Origin of the sequence: Membranihabitans maritimus (genome assembly GCF_021729145.1) — a bacterium.
GTDB classification, from domain to species: Bacteria; Bacteroidota; Bacteroidia; order Chitinophagales; family Saprospiraceae; genus Membranihabitans; species Membranihabitans maritimus.
In genome coordinates this window covers 135,746-156,851 of the sequence record NZ_JAJSLW010000007.1, presented here as the reverse complement: position 1 = coordinate 156,851, position 21,106 = coordinate 135,746, and the positions used below count along the sequence as shown (strand labels likewise).

At 37.2% G+C, this 21,106-nt stretch carries 20 protein-coding genes; 9 read left to right on the top strand and 11 right to left on the bottom strand.

The genetic code is table 11. The features are described from left to right. Positions 1-128 precede the first annotated feature (128 nt). The 3 genes from LVD47_RS10205 to LVD47_RS10195 form a co-directional block, all read right to left on the bottom strand. A complete protein-coding gene (locus tag LVD47_RS10205) occupies positions 129-725 on the bottom strand; it encodes a Crp/Fnr family transcriptional regulator (RefSeq protein WP_236975723.1) in 597 nt (198 codons plus the stop codon). Positions 726-790: 65 nt separating this feature from the next. Further along, complete coding sequence (locus LVD47_RS10200; protein ID WP_236975721.1) at positions 791-1,324, bottom strand: macro domain-containing protein; 534 nt, start codon at positions 1,322-1,324, stop codon at positions 791-793. A gap of 327 nt (positions 1,325-1,651) precedes the next feature. Next, entirely contained in the window at positions 1,652-2,059 is a 408-nt protein-coding gene (locus LVD47_RS10195) for a GlcG/HbpS family heme-binding protein (RefSeq protein ID WP_236975719.1), read from the bottom strand. Positions 2,060-2,164: 105 nt separating this feature from the next. On the opposite strand from LVD47_RS10195, the gene LVD47_RS10190 reads away from it, so the two are divergent. Both LVD47_RS10190 and LVD47_RS10185 read left to right on the top strand, forming a co-directional pair. Continuing rightward, on the top strand, positions 2,165-3,613 hold the full coding sequence (locus LVD47_RS10190; protein WP_236975718.1) for a pyridoxal phosphate-dependent decarboxylase family protein: 1,449 nt from the start codon (positions 2,165-2,167) through the stop codon (positions 3,611-3,613). 682 nt (positions 3,614-4,295) lie between these two features. Further along, positions 4,296-4,997, top strand: a complete 702-nt coding sequence (locus LVD47_RS10185; RefSeq protein ID WP_236975717.1) for a cyclase family protein — start codon at positions 4,296-4,298, stop codon at positions 4,995-4,997. A gap of 4 nt (positions 4,998-5,001) precedes the next feature. Here the strand turns inward: LVD47_RS10185 and LVD47_RS10180 are convergent, their stop codons facing one another. The 8 genes from LVD47_RS10180 to purS all read right to left on the bottom strand — a co-directional run bounded on the left by LVD47_RS10180 (position 5,002) and on the right by purS (position 12,911). Further along, positions 5,002-5,307 (bottom strand): SUF system Fe-S cluster assembly protein, encoded by a 306-nt coding sequence (locus LVD47_RS10180; RefSeq protein ID WP_236975716.1) that lies wholly within the window; start codon positions 5,305-5,307, stop codon positions 5,002-5,004. A gap of 15 nt (positions 5,308-5,322) precedes the next feature. Then, complete coding sequence (locus LVD47_RS10175; RefSeq protein ID WP_236975715.1) at positions 5,323-5,754, bottom strand: SufE family protein; 432 nt, start codon at positions 5,752-5,754, stop codon at positions 5,323-5,325. A 12-nt stretch (positions 5,755-5,766) separates the two neighbouring features. Beyond that, on the bottom strand, positions 5,767-7,014 hold the full coding sequence (locus tag LVD47_RS10170; RefSeq protein ID WP_236975714.1) for an aminotransferase class V-fold PLP-dependent enzyme: 1,248 nt from the start codon (positions 7,012-7,014) through the stop codon (positions 5,767-5,769). A gap of 1,094 nt (positions 7,015-8,108) precedes the next feature. Beyond that, a complete protein-coding gene (sufD, locus tag LVD47_RS10165) occupies positions 8,109-9,440 on the bottom strand; it encodes a Fe-S cluster assembly protein SufD (protein WP_236975713.1) in 1,332 nt (443 codons plus the stop codon). 9 nt (positions 9,441-9,449) lie between these two features. Then, entirely contained in the window at positions 9,450-10,211 is a 762-nt protein-coding gene (sufC, locus tag LVD47_RS10160) for a Fe-S cluster assembly ATPase SufC (RefSeq protein WP_236975712.1), read from the bottom strand. Positions 10,212-10,241: 30 nt separating this feature from the next. After that, a complete protein-coding gene (gene sufB, locus LVD47_RS10155) occupies positions 10,242-11,687 on the bottom strand; it encodes a Fe-S cluster assembly protein SufB (protein ID WP_236975710.1) in 1,446 nt (481 codons plus the stop codon). A gap of 304 nt (positions 11,688-11,991) precedes the next feature. Continuing rightward, entirely contained in the window at positions 11,992-12,657 is a 666-nt protein-coding gene (rsmI, locus tag LVD47_RS10150; RefSeq protein WP_236975708.1) for a 16S rRNA (cytidine(1402)-2'-O)-methyltransferase, read from the bottom strand. Beyond that, positions 12,657-12,911 (bottom strand): phosphoribosylformylglycinamidine synthase subunit PurS, encoded by a 255-nt coding sequence (gene purS, locus LVD47_RS10145; protein WP_236975706.1) that lies wholly within the window; start codon positions 12,909-12,911, stop codon positions 12,657-12,659. The genes rsmI and purS overlap by 1 nt, the downstream gene beginning before the upstream one ends. 423 nt (positions 12,912-13,334) lie before the next feature. Here purS and LVD47_RS10140 point away from each other — a divergent pair, with 423 nt between their 5' ends. The 7 genes from LVD47_RS10140 to uxaC all read left to right on the top strand — a co-directional run bounded on the left by LVD47_RS10140 (position 13,335) and on the right by uxaC (position 20,968). Then, a complete protein-coding gene (locus LVD47_RS10140; protein WP_236975704.1) occupies positions 13,335-14,144 on the top strand; it encodes an SDR family oxidoreductase in 810 nt (269 codons plus the stop codon). A gap of 27 nt (positions 14,145-14,171) precedes the next feature. Next, a complete protein-coding gene (uxuA, locus tag LVD47_RS10135; protein ID WP_236975702.1) occupies positions 14,172-15,338 on the top strand; it encodes a mannonate dehydratase in 1,167 nt (388 codons plus the stop codon). Positions 15,339-15,430: 92 nt separating this feature from the next. Beyond that, entirely contained in the window at positions 15,431-16,324 is an 894-nt protein-coding gene (locus tag LVD47_RS10130; protein WP_236975700.1) for a TRAP transporter substrate-binding protein, read from the top strand. Continuing rightward, positions 16,321-16,803, top strand: coding sequence for a TRAP transporter small permease (locus tag LVD47_RS10125; protein ID WP_236975699.1), 483 nt, complete (start codon positions 16,321-16,323; stop codon positions 16,801-16,803). Before LVD47_RS10130 ends, LVD47_RS10125 begins: the two co-directional genes overlap by 4 nt. After that, positions 16,793-18,097, top strand: coding sequence for a TRAP transporter large permease (locus tag LVD47_RS10120; protein WP_236975698.1), 1,305 nt, complete (start codon positions 16,793-16,795; stop codon positions 18,095-18,097). Before LVD47_RS10125 ends, LVD47_RS10120 begins: the two co-directional genes overlap by 11 nt. Positions 18,098-18,109: 12 nt before the next feature. After that, entirely contained in the window at positions 18,110-19,483 is a 1,374-nt protein-coding gene (locus LVD47_RS10115) for a 3-keto-disaccharide hydrolase (RefSeq protein WP_236975697.1), read from the top strand. 81 nt (positions 19,484-19,564) lie between these two features. Continuing rightward, complete coding sequence (gene uxaC / locus LVD47_RS10110) at positions 19,565-20,968, top strand: glucuronate isomerase (RefSeq protein ID WP_236975696.1); 1,404 nt, start codon at positions 19,565-19,567, stop codon at positions 20,966-20,968. Positions 20,969-21,106: the final 138 nt, after the last annotated feature.

Sequence of the window (21,106 nt, the reverse complement as noted above, 5' to 3'; positions counted from 1 at the left end):
CCCGCAGACATTGGTGAACTGGCATGAACTCCTAATTACTTCACTTCTATATATTTGTCGAAGTAGTATTTATTCTGTCGATTTTTTACAAAAGTAAGGCATAATAGAAAGAAAAAAATTAATCTGGATTAAGAACGCTTTTTCGCCCTGATTTTGCTGAGGTACTCAGGAGTAAGTCCCAGGAAAGTAGCCAAAAGGTATTGCGGGATCCGTTGTGCGAATTCGGGGAACTGGTCCCTGAATCTAAAATAAATTTCCTCCTTGGAAAAATTAAAATTGTATTTAGTCCTTAACATAGCGGCTCCATAGGCGATTTCATAAATTTTTCGGAAATATGTTTCCATGGTTGGGTGTTTTTCTACTAATTGATCCTGTTGGATCCTGGAAATACTTAATAAATTCGATGATTCTATGGCCTGTAGAGAAAATTCAGTCCTGGAGCCGTGGTGAAAGGCCAGGAAATCTGTAATCCACCAATTTTCAATCCCGAATTGAACGGTTTTTTGCAGACCATTTTCATCGGTAAAATAGAGATGCAGGCATCCTTCAGAAATATAATACAACGTATCACAAAGATCATTTTCCCTAAACAAAATTTCTTTTTTACGGGTTCTTAGGGGAATAAAATAGGATTCAATTTTGTCAAAATTTCTTCGATCAATGGAAGTGAATTGATTGATATGGTCCCTTAATGTTTGAAATACATCTCTATTTTCGCTGGTCATCACACTCAAATGTACATGAAAATAGGGAATTTGGATCAATGTGTTTGCGAGAGGAAGATTTAGTTTTAATCAAATATTTCATGAAAAACATCTTTGTGTGTAGTCAGGTCTGTCTCACTAAACAGTACTATTTTTATTTTTGTTATATGCTTTAATCTCGGAATGTAAACTTGCAAAGTTGAAAAAGCTACACGGGCAGCGTCTGCTACCGGATACCCAAAAATTCCGGTTGATATAGCAGGGAAAGCAATGGAATCTACTTTGTGGTTTTCTGCTACGACCAAAGCATTTTTATAACAATCACTAAGTAGCTTATCTGCTGGGATGTCCTTTCCGTACACCGGCCCGAGGACATGAATTACATATTTATTCGGGAGGTTGTGGGCCGAAGTAACGACCGCCTGGCCTGGCTGAATAGGTGCATAGCTTCGACATTCTTCCTCTAATCCCGGACCAGCGGCACGGTGAATGGCACCAGCTACGCCACCACCGGATTGAAGTTGAGCATTGGCGGCATTTACAATGGCTGAAATAGTAGTTTGAGAGGCTATGTTGCCCAGTGTGATTTCCAGGGCTACACCTGATATGTCTTTTTTCATAATTACAACTTTTACTAATTGGTTCCTTACAAAGATTTTTTTAGGATACTACATCATTTGTTTTGCAATTTTAATGGCAATTAGAAAATTACTATTATAGAAAGAATCCAGGAGTATCCCACTAGTAATGGGTTAATTATGTGGATTTGATAATATCTTAGCAAAATTCTGATTAGCAAACTATTATATTCATCTAATATATAAATGTTTAGGAGAAAAGTTAAATAGCGAGATTTGGAGAATACTATTGAAATATAAAATAAGTATGGTTATTTAACTATATTTATTCATGGGGGGTAAAGAACCCGGATTTATTCAAGAAAGGTTTTAATCTTTATGATATATTGTCCCTGCACTTGCCACTTCATGGTCGTCATCTACAGTGCTTCCACTAACTCCGATTGCCCCAATAATATTGTCATTTTTGTCTTTGATACATACTCCACCCGGAAAGGTAATTAACCCTCCATTGCTGTGTTCTATATTGTACAAAGCTCCACCTGGCTGGGAAAGTTTACCAATTTCCCCGGAATCCATATTAAAATATCGGGCTGTTTTTGCTTTTTTTAAGGCTATGTCGATAGATCCCAGCCATGCACCGTCCATTTTATTAAAGGCTACAAGGTTGGTTCCTGCGTCTACTACGGCAATATTCATTTTGACTCCAAGTTCATTAGATTTGGCAATACAGGCATCTAGAATTTTACGTGCTTGGTTTAGTGAAAGATTAGACATATATTTTTATTTAAATTATAAAATAGTTGTAATGATAGAATATAGTATCATTGTAAATCCATTAAAGCAAAATATTATTATTGTTTAAACAAAATTTAACGCAATATGAGGGCGACGATAGATAGGCTTGAACTAGAAAAAAATACTATGCAAAAGTATGGATACCGGGTTGTAGATGCAATTGTAGAACATTGGGTTCATCAGAAGGAAAAATTGCCTGTGACCCATGCCACCAGGGAGGAAATGGATTCTTTATTTTTGGAATCCGCCCCTGAAATGGGAGACGATATGAATAAAGTTCTTGATTTTGTACTGAAAAATGTAATGAACGAGAGTACCAATTTATCGCACCCTAAGTCTTTTGCATTTGTACCGGGCCCCAGTAATTATATTAGTGTAATGGCTGATGCTTTGGCTACAGGATTTAATATTTTTTCCGGAGGCTGGTCCGGTTCTCCAGCAGCTGCAGAATTGGAAATCGTTACGATGAATTGGCTATTAAAAATATTTGGTTTTCCTGTTAAACAAGGAGGTGGAATATTTACCAGTGGAGGATCGATGGCGAATTTGACTGCTATAGCAGCTGCACGCAGGTTGAAATGCGGGGACGAATTTTCAAATGCGATAATATACATGTCTGATCAGGCCCATTCCTCCAATATTAAGGCCATTCGTGTCCTAGGCTTCCGGAAAGAACAAGTGAGAATTATTCCTACGGATATGGAGTTCAAAATATCATTGAATAAATTAAAAAATGCAATAGCAAAAGACCGTATAAAAGGGGGACAACCTTTTTGTTTAATAGCCTCGGCCGGCACAACAAATACGGGAACCGTTGATCCTCTGGAAGATATGGCTAAAATTTGTGAAGAGGAAGGAATTTGGTTTCATATAGATGGTGCTTATGGAGGTGCGGCTATATTATCAGATAAGGGAAAGAAGTTGTTGAAGGGGATTGATAAGGCAAATTCGCTTACTGTAGATCCGCACAAATGGTTTTACCAACCTTATGAGATTGGCTGTTTGTTGGTCCGGGATCATCGATGGTTAAAAAACACCTTTACAGAGAAGCCCGAGTATTTAAGGGATATTGAAGGAAATACTTCAGAGATAAATTTTTATGACCACGGAATTCAATTAACGCGTCGTTTCAGGGCTTTGAAGTTTTATATGTCAGTCAAGACATTTGGTCTAAAGGTATTTAGGAATGCTGTTTCATATAATATTTCTCTGGCTGAAAGGGTCGAACAAGAATTGAGAATAAGTGAAAATTGGGAAATTGTTTCACCCGCAACATTGGCTGTGATTAATTTTCGATATAATCCGATTAATGAAGATCTCAAGCCCGGTCAAATCGATCAGATAAATGAATATATTTCTAAAAAAGTCCTGGTAAGTAGAAAGGCATTACTTGTAACAACTATTTTAAATAAACAAGTGGTCCTTAGGATGTGCCTTATAAATCCCCGTACTGAATTAATGGATGTTCTGGAAACGATCAATCTTTGTGAATCATTTGGTATTCAAAAGTTGAAGGAAGGATTTATAAAGTAAGTCCTTATTTGGTGAGTGAATTGATTAAAATCTTCTAATGTACCTAATGGATTATGATGGATACCGTTTAATAATTAAGCACAATTCAAAGAAAATGGTTTTGAATGTTGTTGCCCATCTACTTTTCATATGTGGGAGTAAGATATATATATATATCACAAACTGAACTTCAATATAAATGGTTGGTAAAAATGTAGGAAATATGTGAGTACATACTATTGAACCGTTTCAAAACCCGGGAACATAAAGCTCCCGGACCGCTTCCAAAAATTATTGACCAAAACAACTTACAGGAAACTATTTAGCCATTGATAATAAATTCAAATAACCAATAGCTAAATTGAATATATTGCAAAATGCGTAAAATGGAAAAAAAAATTATATAAAATTTTCAATTTTATTTTATTCGGCTTGTATGTTAGTTAAATTGATTTTAATTAGTCTAATTAGATGGCAAATTAATTATTCTCTCTATGAAGGTGATACCGTATAGGAATCATATCTTGTAGGTATAAATCTCTCGCAAGGTCATTTTTTGAGTCAATTCTTATTTTTAGCTAATTAGAGAAATATGGTGCCTACAGATTTGAAAAAGAATAAATGGATTCCTAAAAAGAACAGTCATATTTTGACTAAAACTATTTGTTCAACTTTTTTGTTATCCGCACTAAATTATAATTCTTTGACTGAAATAGTAGATTTAAGCCAGGAAATATATCCGGGGATGCCTGTATTCAATGGAATTCCTGAAGTCAAAATGAACATTCATGCTACTCACGAAGAATGGGACAAGATTTCTGGGTCTAAAGAGCAAACCCCTAGTGTCCATAAAATAGAAATGGGGGAACATACCGGAACACATGTAGATTCATTAAGTCATATGGACAAGGCTTATCGCGAGAAGTCAATCGATAAAATGCCTCTATCTATGTTTTATACGGAAGCATTTTGTTTGGATTTTTCGACAAAGGGATTGAATGAATTGATTAGTGCTCAGGAGTTGGAAGATAAGTGTAAAAAGGCGAGACAAATAATAAAACCAGGGGATACCGTTCTAATTTATACAGATCATTATCGTCGGTATTTTGGAACGGAACAATGGTCAAATGGACCTGGAATTACAGAAAATGCAGCCCGCTGGCTTGGAGAGCAAGGAGTGTCAGCTTTTGGAGTTGAAACAATGTCGCCCGGGGTCCGTAAGGTTTCAAATAAAGGAGTCCATAAGATTTGTGGAAAACTTGGGTTTACCCATTACGAAAATTTGATCAATCTACACAAACTGGTAGGAAGGGGGCGCTTTCGATTTATTGCATTACCATTAAAAATCAGGGGAGGAACAGGATCTCCTGTAAGAGCTGTAGCCGTTTTTGAGGATATGGGGTAACTTTCTAAAACATATCCAATTCCAACTTAGCTTCTTCGGTCATCATATCTTTATTCCATGGAGGATCAAAGGTAAGATCAACATGTACATCATTTACTCCTTCTACTGCACGTACTTTTGATTCCACATCAAATAAAATTTCTCCTGCAACGGGACAGGCGGGAGCAGTCAATGTCATCGTAACGTGGACATTTGATTCATTAGTAATAGTGATATCATATACCAATCCCAGGTCATAAATATTAACCGGTAACTCAGGGTCGTAAACCGTATGTAAGGCTTCTATAATATTCGATTTCAAATCGCTCATAATAATATAATTTATCTATTTTTCCAGTTGGTGCCGTGTTTTTAATGCCAGGGCATACAATTTCATTTGTTTGAGCATGGAAAGCAGCCCATTGGATCGGGTAGGGGATAGATGGCTTTTCAATCCAATCTGATCTATAAAGTAGATATCAGCATTATGGATATCTTCTGCTGAATGGCCTGAAAGTACTTTGATAACCAGGCTTACCAGACCTTTGGTAATTAAGGCATCACTATCCGCAGAAAATAGGACTTTACCTTCTTTTTCTTCAGCGTGCATCCAAACCCTGGACTGGCATCCTTTAATTAATTTATCATCAGTCTTGAATGCCTCATCTATTAAGGGTAATTCTTTTCCAAGCTGTATAATATATTCATATTTATCCATCCAATCTTCGAAAAATGAGAAATCTGCTATAATCTCATCTTGCTTTTCCTTTATCGTCATATACCGGTATATTTAAAGAAGCATTTGTTTTGCTCGATTCAGTCCCAAAACCAGTCGATCTACTTCATCCTTTGTATTATAAAATGAAAAGGAAGCCCGAATTGTTCCGGGTATTTTAAATTGATCCATAATTGGTTCTGTGCAATGATGCCCTGTTCTCACAGCGATGCCTTGTTTGTCAAGGATTTCTCCTACATCGAACGGGTGCGTATTTTCGATTACAAAAGATATAGCACCAGCTCTTTCTTTAGCTTCACCAATAAATGTTAGTTCTTTAATTGAAGAAAGTTTTTCCAATGCGTATTGGTAGAGTTTATTTTCGTAGATATGGATGGAATCAATACCTAAATTAGTAACGTATTTCAAAGCGGAATCCAGACCAATTGCTCCTGCAATATTTGGTGTACCTGCTTCAAACTTGAATGGCAGTTCATTATACGTTGTTTTTTCAAAGGTTACAGTATGTATCATTTCTCCCCCTCCCTGATACGGAGGTATTTTTTCTAGCCATTCTTCTTTTCCGTATAGAATCCCCATTCCTGTCGGACCATAAATCTTGTGACTGGAAAAAGCGAGAAAGTCAACATTGAGCTCTTTAACATCTACCGGTATATGTTGTACGGCCTGGGCTGCGTCCAATAATACCGGAACTCCATGACTATGGGCTGCTTCAATTATTTTTTTAACGGGATTAACGGTTCCCAGGGAATTAGATACATATGGAAGAGCCAAAATCCTGACATCGCTGTCCAGGAGTTTTTCAAATTCCTCAAAAATCAGTTCCCCCTTTTCATCGATGGGAATAACATCAAGCTGAGCTTCCCTGTCCTCACACAAGATTTGCCAGGGAACAATGTTGGAATGATGTTCCATAGCTGTAATTAACACTCTATCTCCTTTTCGGACAAATGCTTTGCCAAAAGATGATGCAATGAGATTAATACTGTCAGATGTGCCCCTGGTAAAGATTATTTCTTTCTCACTTTCTGCATTGATAAAGTCGCGAACTGTTCTTCGTGCTTCTTCAAACCGGTCTGTTGCCATCTGGCTCAAATGATGTACTCCCCTGTGGACATTACTATTATAGTTTTTGTAGTAATCAGAAATACTATCTATTACTTGATTTGGCTTTTGTGTAGTAGCGGCATTGTCAAAGTAAACCAATGAGTGCCCGTATATATTGGTATTCAAAATAGGAAAGTCAATCCTGATTTTGTTGACATCCAGTTTGGTAATTTCTTTTTGCTCTTGTGTAATCATATTCGAAATTAAGGATTATTTTACGATTGAACTCTTTAATCTAGAATTAAATTTAGCGGAAATGGTTCATCGAAACTTATCTTTGAAATAAGAAATTTTTCTAAAATCCATTCTGTTTTTGCTACAAAATTGTGATTTAATTAGACTATAATTTGATTTGTAAGTTGATATTCTTGTTCGTAGCAATGTTTTGAAGAATGCAAATAGGTTTAAAAAATACGTAATGCCGGATAAATACCAGATAACTCACACCGACAATAGTAGAAAAATTTATAGTGTTTCACTCTAATAGAAGTATTCCATTCGATTAATTTTATTGCTTATCCAAAGGTTTATATTTTGATTTGCGGACCACAATGATTTGTTTCATTTTCGAAAGTGGAAGTAAATTTAATTCTTTCCCCGACCAGGATATTTAGCGATATCCTGCCATCCTGAGGTATTAATCAGGAGAGAAGAAGCAAAATAAACGTCGAAAAGTTTTCTCCTTCATCCAGTAGGTTAACTATACCGTATGGCAAGAATTCCATGGTCCTTAAAAAAAATCAATCTTTTAGTAATGCAAAATATCTCAACCGACCTCTATATATTGTTCTTTATTTAATTTAAATTTTAATCCGGATAAAGAACAATATTTTTCATACAGACCTTACTGTCTTTATTAAGCAACAGGCAACTGCGGGATCACCTCCTGATCGGGGCTTGAGAACACCGGGTATAGATTACCTCAAAATTGTAGTGTATTAATTATGAGATAGTTCTCATATAAAAGCTGATTTATCTTCATCGTGACATCCCCAAATTGGGTGTAAAATATTTTTCATTTACCTACTGTATACAGATATTGTACATTAACAATCAAGTATTGAAAAAGTAATATCTCCATTATTTCAGAGAGCCTTAGGGATTGTCATGAATAAAATGAGTTAAGTATTTATCGCTTACAGGAAATAATCTTTTTTAAATCAATTTTCTATATATCCAATGCAATCTTTGAAATTTTACTCATGCCAATAAATAGAATCTTACTTTATTAGAATTGATAACAATCTTTGGTCAACGACAAATATAATGTAATTTTAATTTTGAGGGTATCAATATTCAACCCCTGTCATGGTTTTGGATATTTCGTTTTCCAGCAGTTCTCTTATCTCGGGATTCTCAATCTTTTCCGCAACATCAAAAGCAAATGCATTGACGAGAAGACTTCTTCCTTCAGATTCGCTAATACCTCTGGCCCTCAAATAAAATAACGCTTCAGGATCTAACTGTCCAATCGTAGACCCATGGCTACACTTTACATCATCTGCAAATATTTCCAATTGTGGCTTGGAATATACCGAAGCGTTGTCGCTAAATAAGATATTGTTATTTTGTTGAAATGCGTTGGTAATCTGAGCAATAGGATGAACATATACCTTCCCATTGAATACTGCTCTGGACTTATCCATCATAATTCCTTTATACAATTGGTTACTCTCGCAATGGGGTTGCTGATGATCGACCAAAGTATGGTTGTCAACTAATTGTTTCCCCCCCGTGAGATATAAGCCGTACATATGGGATTCAATATTTGAACCTGTTAAGGCGAGATTAAGATTGTTTCTGACAAATTGATATCCCGGGAAAGTAAAGGTATAATTATTGTATTGACTATCCGCTTGCTGTTCAACTTCAGTATGTTCTACCATTCGTATATTTTCACTACCTTTTTGAAGTTTGTAGTGATTAAAGGTAGCATTAGGTTCTACTAATATCTCGGTTGAAGCATTTCTGAAGAAATTATTATGTCCGGTATTTTCGACGCTTTCTATCAGTTCAAAATGACTGCCTTGCCTGGCAATGACAACATTTTTGGCCAATTGAAAGTATTCCTGATCCAAATCAGATAAATGTACCAAATGGATTGGTTTATCCAACTGGAAATTTTTCTCGACTTCGATATAAATTCCTTGTGTAAAAAGGGCATTATTGAGAGCCAGGAATGGATTGATTGAATAATCCCTTTTACATTTCAATCTTGAAAGAAAGCCGTCGGTTGCATAGCTTTCGCTAATTTCCTGTATCCTAACACTATTTGTGTCCGGCACATTTGATTTCTCAAAATTTATTTTTCCATTAACGACATAAACAGTATATGCAGAAAGTTCTTTTCCAAAGAAATTTTCTGTTTTTGCAGGGATTCCGTTTTGTATTTCCTGCAAATTGGGGATGATCGTAAAATTAGATTTCAAATAGGGTTTAACATTGGTATATTTCCAGTCTTCATTTTTGATAGTGGGAAATCCCAAATCCATGAAGGCGGAAAAAGCTTCTTTCCTCCAATTTTGCAATGATTCTGGCTCACTACTAAACACACCATTTGATAAATCTTCGAATGTATTGGTAATTTGCTCTTGAAAATCTGTATCTACCTGAGCTAACATATAATAAAATTAAACCGTTTTATTTAAAGCATCTTCCTTCAACCAGTCGTATCCCTTTTCTTCAAGTTCAAGTGCCAGTTCTTTGGTTCCTGACTTTACAATTTTTCCGCCTGCCAGGACGTGTACTATATCGGGAACAATATATTCTAAAAGCCTTTGATAATGCGTAATTATCAAAAATGCATTGTTCTCGGATTGTATTTTATTGACACCATCCGCTACAATTCGTAAAGCATCTATATCCAGTCCGGAATCAGTTTCATCTAAAATAGCCAATTTAGGTTCCAACATGGCCAGTTGAAAGATTTCATTTCTTTTTTTCTCTCCACCTGAAAAACCTTCGTTTAAAGATCGGTTCACTAATTTGGAATTGAAATCAACTAGCTTTTGGCGTTCTTTAGTCCTTTGCAGAAATTCTTTGGCAGTTAGCGGAGGAAGTTGTCGATGTTCCCGTATATCATTAATGGCTGTTTTTAGGAAACCAATATTGGATACTCCTGGAATTTCAACCGGGTATTGAAATGCGAGAAATATACCTTCCCTTGCCCTGATTTCAGGATCCATATCCAAAAGGTCTTTGCCTTCAAATTCTATTGATCCTTCAGTCACTTCATATTCTTCTTTTCCTGCTAAAACGGATGCCAGGGAACTTTTGCCTGATCCGTTTGGTCCCATTATAGCGTGAATTTCGCCAGGTTTGATATCCAGGTCAATTCCTTTGAGTATTTCATTTCCTTCTACACTTGCGTGAAGATTCTTAATTTTTAGCATTAATCTTTTCCTTTTGAATGAATTAAAAATTTAGCCAACACTTCCTTCCAGTGTAAGCGACAATAATTTGCGCGCCTCTACTGCGAATTCCATTGGTAATTGGTTTAACACTTCTTTCGCATACCCGTTTACAATTAGAGCAACTGCTTGTTCGGGGTCTATACCTCTTTGATTCAGATAGAAAATTTGATCTTCCCCTATTTTTGAAGTTGTTGCTTCATGCTCCAACATGGCGGATTTATTTTTGGATTCAATATAAGGGAAGGTATGCGCCCCACATTTATTTCCGATAAGGAGTGAATCGCATTGGGTGAAATTTCTGGCATTTTGAGCCCGATTTCCAATTTGGACAAGACCCCTGTAGCTATTTTGACTCTTGCCGGCTGAAATCCCTTTTGAGATAATTCGACTCTTTGTATTTTTACCAATATGATTCATCTTTGTTCCGGTATCAGCTATTTGGTGGTTTTTAGTGACGGCAACGGAATAAAATTCACCAGATGAATTATCACCTTTTAGAATTACACTCGGGTACTTCCAGGTAATTGATGATCCTGTTTCCACCTGTGTCCATGATATCTTTGAATTATTCCCTTTACAGATACCTCGTTTGGTTACGAAATTGTATATCCCTCCTTTCCCTTCATTATCCCCGGGAAACCAGTTTTGAACCGTAGAATATTTTATTTCAGCGTCTTCCATTGCTATCAGTTCAACAACGGCTGCATGTAATTGATTTTCGTCTCTGCGCGGTGCAGTACATCCTTCCAGATAGCTTACATAGCTACCTTTTTCAGCTACAATTAGTGTTCTTTCGAACTGACCGGTATTCTGTGAATTGATTCTAAAATAAGTGGATAGTTCCATTGGGCATCTTACTCCTTCCGGAATGTATACAAAGGAGCCATCTGAAAAAACTGCTGAATTGAGAGAGGCATATATATTGTCATTGGGGGGAACTACAGTACCTAAATATTTTTTTACTAATTCAGGGTGTTCTTTAACAGCCTCGCTCATAGAGCAAAAAATAATACCCAGTTTGCGCAATTCGTCTTTATACGTTGTACCTATAGAAACGCTATCAAAAACAGCATCAACAGCGACGCCCGCCAGTGCTTTTTGTTCATTGAGTGGAATTCCTAACTTTTCGAAAGTTTCCAACAATTCCGGATCAACCTCATCCAGACTTTCGTATTTGGGTTTATCCTTTGGTGCTGCATAATAAGAAATGTCTTGAAAATCAACGTCTGGAGCCTCAAAATTTTGCCATTTTGGCATTTTTTGCCTTTTGAAAGCCTCGTAAGATTTTAATCTCCAATCTAACAACCACTGCGGTTCCTCTTTTTTAGCGGATAAAAAATGAATGACCTCTTCATTCAATCCAGGAGGAAGAACATCCATTTCTATATCTGTAACGAAACCAAATTCATATTCCCTGGCTGTAAAATCGTCAATTATTTCATTTTCGCTTTTCATTCAATTATTTTTTCGTTCTCTTCAAATTGCTCTCTTCCTCTTTCTTACCGGTAGGAAAATATATTTCCGGTAAAAATCAACACATTATAAACTTATTAAGTCCTATATGTGTACAAAATTGCTGCAAAATTAACTTCTTTTAGTGAGAATAACAAAAGGTTTTGTCTTAAGTTTATTTAGAATAGATATAATATTGGAAAATATTGTTAAAAGTCTGGAGGGAAGGTCTTGAGATTTTAGAACTGGTCCTCTTTGCAAAATAAGTAAGGGATTTTTTGTAATCCGCATTCTCCCTTTCCGCGTTTTATGCCCCTGCTAATATAATAACTATTTCTCCTTTTATATTTTTTCGATTTTCTATTTCTTTTATTACTGTTTCTACCGTTCCCCGAATGTATTCTTCATGGATTTTGGTTATTTCTCGCGCAATGCATATTTGTCTGCCAGGGCCACAAGCGGTATATGCTTCTTTTATACATTTTTTTATCCTGTGGGGTGATTCGTAAAGAACCGTAGTTTCTTGTCTTTCCGAAATTTCTTTCCATTTGGATTGTCTGCCTTTTTTATGAGGTAGAAAACCTTCAAAAGTAAATCTGTCACATGGAATTCCCGAAGTGATAAGAGCTGTGATCAGTGCTGTAGGCCCCGGGAGTCCAGACACATCAATGTCTTCGCGAACACATTCCCTCACCAGGAGGTATCCGGGGTCAGAAATTCCAGGAGAACCTGCGTCCGATACCAAAGCAATTTGTTTTCCCGATTTCAGATCCTCTATAATAGAAGGAAGCTTATGGTGTTCATTGTGTATGTGAAAGGAAAACGAAGGTGTCACAATCCCGTACTCTTTCATGAGTTTGCCGCTTTGTCGTGTATCCTCGGCTAGTATATAGTCGACACTTTTCAATACTTCTACAGCACGGTACGTGATATCTGACAGGTTGCCTATGGGTGTCGGAACCAAGTATAGCATTAGGCTATTTCCAATAATTTGAATTCGTATTTTTCCATTATAGTGTTGGCCAATAGTTTTTTACATGCAGTGTCTACTATTGCTTTAGCAGATTCTTCGTCGTCTGCCTCAACGGTAAGTTCGATATGTTTCCCAATTCGCACATTTTCTATACTGTTGATTCCAATATTGGGAAGATTTTTCGTTACTGTTTTGCCTTGAGGGTCAAGAAGTTCTTCATGAGGCATTATCTGGATTTCTGCTGTAAATTTCATTGTAACTATTGTAATAGTGAAACGCAAAGATATTGAAGTCTATATTCTTTAAAGAATTTTTTTGTTTCCTTCTTTTCAAAATAAAAATAAGTAAGTATGCTATTTGATCGTAAACGATTGCGTGTTTTTTCAGTCTTTTTTCCCTTTTTGTGTGAAATATACTTTTATATTTGGGAGGGAATAAATGAAATGCAAGGGTAACGATTATTCGTTGTCAAATTTTGAAAGGGGAGTAAATATTTTTTAAAATTCTGAAGTAGGAAAAAAAATGAGATAACCTTCCTTTCCTAAAAAAGACTGCATGCGAAAATGAAAAAATTGAAGAGTTTTATTTTGATAAATCATCTTTTTTGATGTAGTTTTAGCATTTTTAATTTTCATTTTTTGAATCTAATTTGAAATAATAATTCTAAAAGAATTTTGATGTCAATATTTAGTATTGAAAGTAAGCGTATTGTAATAACCGGAGGCTCCGGGGTTTTGGGAAAGGAGGCGGTCAATTATTTATTGGAAAATGGCGCAAAGGTTTGCGTAATTAATCGCACCCCGGAAAAGCTAAAAAAGCTCTTGATGCATTGGAGTGAAAAGGGAGATGTGTTGGGGTTCTCAGGAGATGTATTGGATGAAGACTTTTTATTAAGTGTAAAGAAGGAGCTGAAAGAAAAATGGGGAGGAATAGATGTGCTCATAAATGCAGCGGGAGGGAATAAACCCGGTGCAGTGATTCAACCGGATAGTTCTTTTTTTGATGCGAGTATTTCAGATTTACGAGAGGTATTTGATCTCAATTTGATGGGAACTTTATTACCCACTTATGTGCTAGCTGATTTGTTCCCTGAAGGGAGCAATAGTAGTATCATAAATTATTCTTCTATGGCAGCAGACAGAGCCATTACCCGGGTGCTGGGCTACTCTATGGCAAAGGGTAGTGTAGATATATTTACCAAGTGGTTGGCGGTAGAATTTGCAAAGAAATATGGAGAAAAAATTCGTGTAAATGCTATTGCGCCTGGCTTCTTTTTAACTGAGCAGAACGAAAGATTATTGACTAATGAGGATGGTTCTTTAACTTCCAGAGGGGAAACGATTATAGCTAGTACACCGTATGGTCGATTTGGAAAACCTGAGGAATTAAATGGGGTTGTCCACTACCTGAGTAGTGATGCCTCCAGGTTTGTTACCGGAGTGATCGTTCCTGTAGACGGTGGTTTTAGTAGTTTTAGCGGAGTTTAAATTAATTAGAATATATATTACGAAACAATGAAGAAAAATATTTTTGAGCATACCATGCGGTGGTATGGGCCATCGGATGCCGTAAGCCTTTTAGATATTAGACAGGCTGGGGCGACAGGAATTGTTACAGCTTTACACCATATTCCCAATGGAGAAGTTTGGCCGCTAGAAGAAATCCTAAAAAGACAAAAAGAAGTATCTGATGCAAATTTAACCTGGAGTGTTGTAGAGAGTCTGCCCGTACACGAGGATGTGAAATTGAATGCAGCGGGAAGTGAGAAAATTATAGAAAATTATAAGGAGTCCTTGAGAAACCTTGGTAAAGCTGGAATCAAGACCGTAACCTATAATTTCATGCCGATTCTCGATTGGACGCGGACACGCTTGTATCATAAATTACCGGATGAAACCTTAGCTCTCTATTTTGATATTGTCGATTTAGCTGCATTTGATCTTTTTATCCTAGAACGGGAAGGAGCGGCTGCAGATTACTCTCAGGAAATAATTAGTAAGGCCGGAGATTTGTACCAAAAAATGAATGATGAAGCGAAGAGGATTTTGCAACGGAATATCCTTGCAGGATTGCCGGGTTCTGAGGAAGGGTATGAATTGGATGAGTTTAAGAAAAAACTCTCGCTATATGATGGAATAACCAAACAAGATCTCAAAAATAACATGGTTGCTTTTTTAACAGAAGTAACTCCTGTAGCTGAAGAATGGGGTATAAACCTTGCCATACATCCTGACGATCCCCCTTTCGAGATTTTTGGTATTCCCAGATTTGTGAGTAACCGGGACGACCTTAGATTTTTGATGGACAACGTCCCTTCAAATAATAATGGGATTTGTTTTTGTACGGGGTCATTTGGAGCGAATCCTGAGAACGATTTGGTAGAGATGGTAAAAGAGTTTAAAGACCGAATTCATTTTCTTCATCTTCGAAGTGTGGAAGTGGTGGACGATCGCCATTTTTATGAAGCTGACCATCTGGAAGGGAACGCAGATTTTGTATCAATAATAAGAGCATTTTACGGCCAGGACAGGCAGGTACCCATGAGACCTGATCACGGCCATGCAATGATGGATGACTTGAAGAAACAGACCAATCCGGGATATACCTGTATCGGTAGAATGAAAGGGCTTAGAGCATTGATGGGAATAGAAAGGACAATTGTTGAATTGAATAACACCTAAAAATAATGAGCCGATACATTTCTATTGTCGCCACAATTTTAAGTTTTCTTTTCTTCTCCTGTTCAGGTACTCAAGAAACGAAAACCATAATAATGGCGCATTCCCTTCCCGTGAGTCACCCTGTGCACAAGGCCATTGAATTTTTAAATGAGAAAGTGGTTGAAAATTCTGGTGGCAAAATGGAACTTAAGATTTACCCTTCAAGCCAGTTGGGATCAGAACGTGAGGTACTGGAACTTCTGCAGATTGGTAGTGTGGCTATGACCAAAGTTAGTGCAGGGACTATGGCTAATTTTTCTCCCAAATACAAGGTTCTTGGAGTACCTTATCTATTTCGGGATGCAGATCATGGTTGGGAAGTTTTGGAAGGAGAAATTGGAAAAGAAATACTCGAAAGCGGACAAGATTACCTATTAAAAGGTTTATGTTTTTACGATGCGGGAAGCCGAAGTTTTTATACTAAAGACAAGCCGATACGTACCGCTGATGATGTGGAGGGGCTCAAATTGAGAGTAATGAACGACCAGATGGCCATTGAAATGGTCAATATGTTGGGTGGGTCTGCTACTCCTATGTCTTTCGGGGAATTGTATACTGCCCTTCAACAAGGTGTTGTCGACGGTGCGGAAAACAATCCTCCTTCAGTGGTGTCTTCCAACCATTATGAAGTTTGTAAATATTATTCCCTGGACCGCCATACGTTTCTTCCGGATGTTTTGGTCATTGGTACGAGGGTATGGGAAAGTCTTTCCGCAGAAGAACAAAGTTGGTTAATGGATGCGGCTGAGAAGTCTCTGGTGGCTGAAAAACAGTATTGGGAGGAGGCCGTAGAAAGTGATATGAAGTATTTGCGAGAACAGGGCGTAGAGATAATTCAACCTGATACTGAATCTTTTCGGGAAAAAACACGGCCTATAAAAGAAAGACTAATGAAGGATCCTGTATTGGGTGATTTGTTAACCAGGATAGAAAATGTTGGCTCATGATAACAGTAATGAACAAAACCGTCGAAAGAATTTTGATAGGTATATTTATTATAATGACATTTAGTGTTACATGGCAGGTATTGAGTAGATATATCTTTAATTTTTCAGCTTCATTTACGGAGGAACTGGCTCGTTTTTGCCTGATGTGGCTTGCTATTTTGGGAGCAGCTTATATGACAGGGCAGCGAGAACACATCTCTATTGATTATTTTTTTAATAAATTCTCCCATAAGCAACAGAAGAAATTGGATTATTTTATCGAGATTTTGATATTGCTATTCTCTCTTGCCGTTCTTGTTATTGGGGGTGCGTATTTAATGTATATGACCTTTTACCTCGATCAAAAATCTCCTGCATTGCAAATCCCTTTAGGTATTATTTATTCGATATTACCCATTAGTGGCATTTTGATTATCATCTATACTATAGATCATTTGAAAAAGATTTCAAATTCTAAAAACCCAACGCATGAATCCTGAATTGATCAGTATACTGATTCTGTTTGTTTCGTTTTTCCTACTGCTATTTCTTAAGGTTCCCGTTGCATACAGTATTGGTATTTCCACTACCATAACACTGGTTTTGAGTATTCCTTTTTTACCGGCAATGACGACGGTTAGCCAGAGAATGATGACTGGACTGGATTCATTTGCTTTATTGGCTATTCCGTTTTTTGTTTTGGCTGGTGAAATAATGAATCAGGGCGGAATTGCCAGGCGGCTGATTAATTTTGCTAAATCTCTGGTTGGTTCACTGCCGGGAGGATTATCATTTGTGAATATTTTGGCTGCTATGTTGTTTGGGGCCATATCCGGATCAGCTGTGGCTGCGGCCTCAGCAATTGGTAGTACCATGACAGATAGAATGGTCAAGGAAGGATACCCGAAGCCTTATACGGCGGCGATTAATATTACTTCATCTTCCACCGGTTTGGTCATTCCTCCGAGTAATGTACTGATTGTTTTCGCACTAGCGAGTGGTGGATCTGCCTCGGTCGCTGCTCTATTCCTGGCGGGGTATGTCCCGGGAATTTTGACCGGATTGGGATTGATGTTAGCTTCTTTCTTTTTTGCACGTAAAATGAAATTGCCCAGAGGAGAGCGAGTTCCATTTTCTCAACTTTGGAAGGATTTTAAGGGAGCTTTCTTCAGTCTGTTAATGTTAGTAGTTGTGGTGGGAGGAATTGTTGTAGGGGTATTTACTGCAACAGAAGCTGCTGCAATTGCCGTTATATATGCTGCAGTGCTGGCATTGGCTTATAAAGAAGTGAAATTTTCTGATTTTAAACACATATTTCTCAGTAGTGCCAAGACCAATGCTATTGTTACATTTTTGATCGGTACTTCAATGGCCATGTCGTGGTTGTTTTCATTTGAAAGTTTTCCTCAGTATATAACTGATTTGATTCTGACCAACATTAGTAATCCTATACTCATTTTGTTGATTATAAATATCACTTTACTTATTGTTGGAACATTTATGGATATTACACCGGCTGTACTTATTTTTACTCCAATCTTTTTACCACTAGTCACTGAAATGGGAATGCACCCTGTGCATTTTGGAATCATAATGGTAATGAATTTGTGCATTGGAATATGTACTCCGCCGGTAGGTACTTTATTATTTGTCGGTAGTGGAGTGGCAAAAGTAAAAGTAACGGAAGTTATTCGACCATTGTTACCCTTTCTATTTACTATGATTATAATACTATTTATTGTTACATACATTCCTGACTTGGCACTTTGGTTGCCAAGATTATTCGGATTTTAAAATTATTATACTATGAAGAATATTACACTAGCTATTTTTGCACTTCTGGGCGTGCAATCAATTTTTGCCCAGGACCTGAATTGGAAAGAGTTATTTAACGGACAGAATTTTGACGGTTGGACACAATTGAATGGAGAAGCAGAGTACAAAATTGATGGTGATGAAATTGTAGGAATATCAAAGTTGAATACTCCTAATTCATTTATGACAACTGATAAATTATACTCGGATTTTATTTTGGAATTTGAAGTAAAAGTAGATCCGTCACTCAATAGTGGTGTCCAGTTTCGATCGAATAGCTTCGATGAATATAGAGATGGCAGGGTCCATGGATACCAATGTGAAATTGATCCCAGTTCCAGAGCTTATAGCGGTGGGGTATACGATGAAGGAAGGAGAGGATGGCTCTATCCTTTGGCCAGAAATGAAGAGGGAAGGAAAGCTTTTAATGTAGGGGGATGGAATAAATACCGAATTGAAGCTATCGGTCCAAGTATACGTATTTGGGTGAATGGAGTACAAACTACTAATTTGTTGGATGATATGACTTCAGAAGGGTTTATCGGACTACAGGTTCACGGAATAGGTAGAGAAGAACAGGCAGGAAATGAAATCAGGTGGAAAAATATCCGAATTGCTACAGAGAACCTGGAAGAGAACCGATGGCCTGTAGCCACCTATGCACCAGAATTAAATTATATAGCTAACCATTTGAGTGAACACGAGAAAAGAACAGGTTGGAGAATGCTTTGGGACGGTAAATCAACAGACGGTTGGAGAGGAGCTAAATTGGAATCTTTCCCGGCAAGAGGATGGGAAATAGAAGACGGTGAGTTGGTTGTTTTAGAAGGAAATGGAGGTGAATCAACCAACGGCGGTGATATTGTAACGGAAGATTTGTTTGGTAATTTTGAACTAAAATTTGAGTTCAAAATTACGGAAGGCGCCAATTCCGGCGTGAAATATTTTGTTGATGCCGAGTTAAATAAGGGTTCTGGTTCAGCTATTGGATTAGAATTCCAGGTATTGGACGATAAAGAACACCCGGACGCCAAAAAGGGAGTTAATGGTAACAGGACTGTAGGATCATTATATGATTTAATTCCGGCCTCCAATCTTTCCGTACCCAGTAGGGGAAAACCTTTTAGGGGCGTGGATAATTGGAACCAGGGAAGAATTGTAGTAAAAGGAAATCATGTAGAACACTGGTTAAACGGATTTAAAGTGGTTGAATATGAGAGAAAAACACCCACATTCAGAGCTCTAGTTGATTATAGCAAGTATGAAAAATGGCCGAATTTTGGGGAATTAGATGAAGGGCATATCCTTTTGCAGGACCATGGTAATCGGGTGGCATATAGAAGTATTAAAGTACGTGAGTTTTAATTTTTTTCAAAACCCTGGTGTGACTTTGAGCATTGCCGGCGCTACATTTAGATATTGTTTTTTTGATTTATAAATTTATTTATGTCAGACTTTATAAGTGATGATTTTATTTTAGGAAATGATTATGCAAGGCGGTTATATTTTGACCATGCGGAAAAAATGCCAATAATTGACTATCATAACCATTTGCCTCCTGATGATATTCTAAGTGAAAGAGTTTTTAAAAATATCACGGAAGCATGGTTGGAAGGAGATCACTATAAATGGCGGGCAATGCGAGCATTGGGTGTTGATGAGTCATTAATTACCGGAAATGCCTCAGATGAAGATAAGTTTCTTGCCTGGGCGCAAGCCGTTCCACATACGATGAGAAACCCTTTATACCATTGGACGCATTTGGAGCTCAAGAGGTATTTCGGCATCGGTGATTTATTGAATGGGAATACCGGAAAAGCCATCTTTGATGAATCATCGCAGAAAATAAATAGTACTGAATTTTCTGCAGTTAAGTTGCTTGAAATGATGGACGTTGAAGTGGTTTGTAGCACAGATGATCCCGCAGATTCTTTGCACCAACACACTGTGTATGCCCAATCCCCGAGAGGAAATTTTAAAATGTTTCCTACTTTTCGACCTGATAAATCTATGAATATAGAAAAGGAAGATTTTCTGGACTACCTCGATAAACTAGGTGCTACGGAAGATACCAATATTGAAAAAGTGGTTGATTTGATTGAGGTTCTGGATAAACGGGTTGTGTTTTTTAACAATCTTGGTGGCAAAGCATCTGATTATGGATTGGATACTGTTTATTCTCTAGAATGCGGTGAAAGTACAGCGGAAAACATTTTTCAGAAAAGAAGAGACGGACAATTGTTATCAGAACTGGAAATTTCTCAATTCAAATCTTTTGTTCTTGAGAAATTATGCAGAATGTATTATAAGGTGGGTTGGGTCCAGCAGTTCCATGTCGGGGCATTGCGAAATAACTCTGGAAGAATGTTGGAAAAGTTAGGTCCTGATACCGGATTTGATTCAATGGGAGATCAGAACCATGCAGAAAATATGTCCCGATTATTTAACAAACTTGATAGTGATGGGGTATTGACCAAAACAATAGTCTATAATGTCAATCCAAGGGATAATGCTACTTTCGCAACCATGGCCGGTAACTTTAATGATGGTTCTGTTCGCGGTAAAATGCAATGGGGTTCTGGCTGGTGGTTTCTAGATCAGAAGAACGGAATGGAGGACCAAATGAATGTGTTGTCTGATATGGGGTTGTTGTCATTGTTTGTTGGAATGCTGACGGATAGTAGAAGCTTTTTATCCTTTCCCCGACATGAATATTTTAGGCGGATATTGTGCAATTTATTAGGAAATGATATTGAAAAAGGCCTTTTACCGAAGTCCGAAATCGAGTTTATTGGTAATATGGTTGAAGATATTTGCTACAATAATGTGAAAGAATATTTGAACTTTTAGTTTACTGATGAATTTTGAATTAGTTTTTTGAAATACGTATATCGCTATGTGACCTTGCTAAATTTGTTACGCATTTAATTTTATCTACTACTTTTTTATAAATTAGTAAATTATTTGGTTTAAGCAGGATGTCTTATT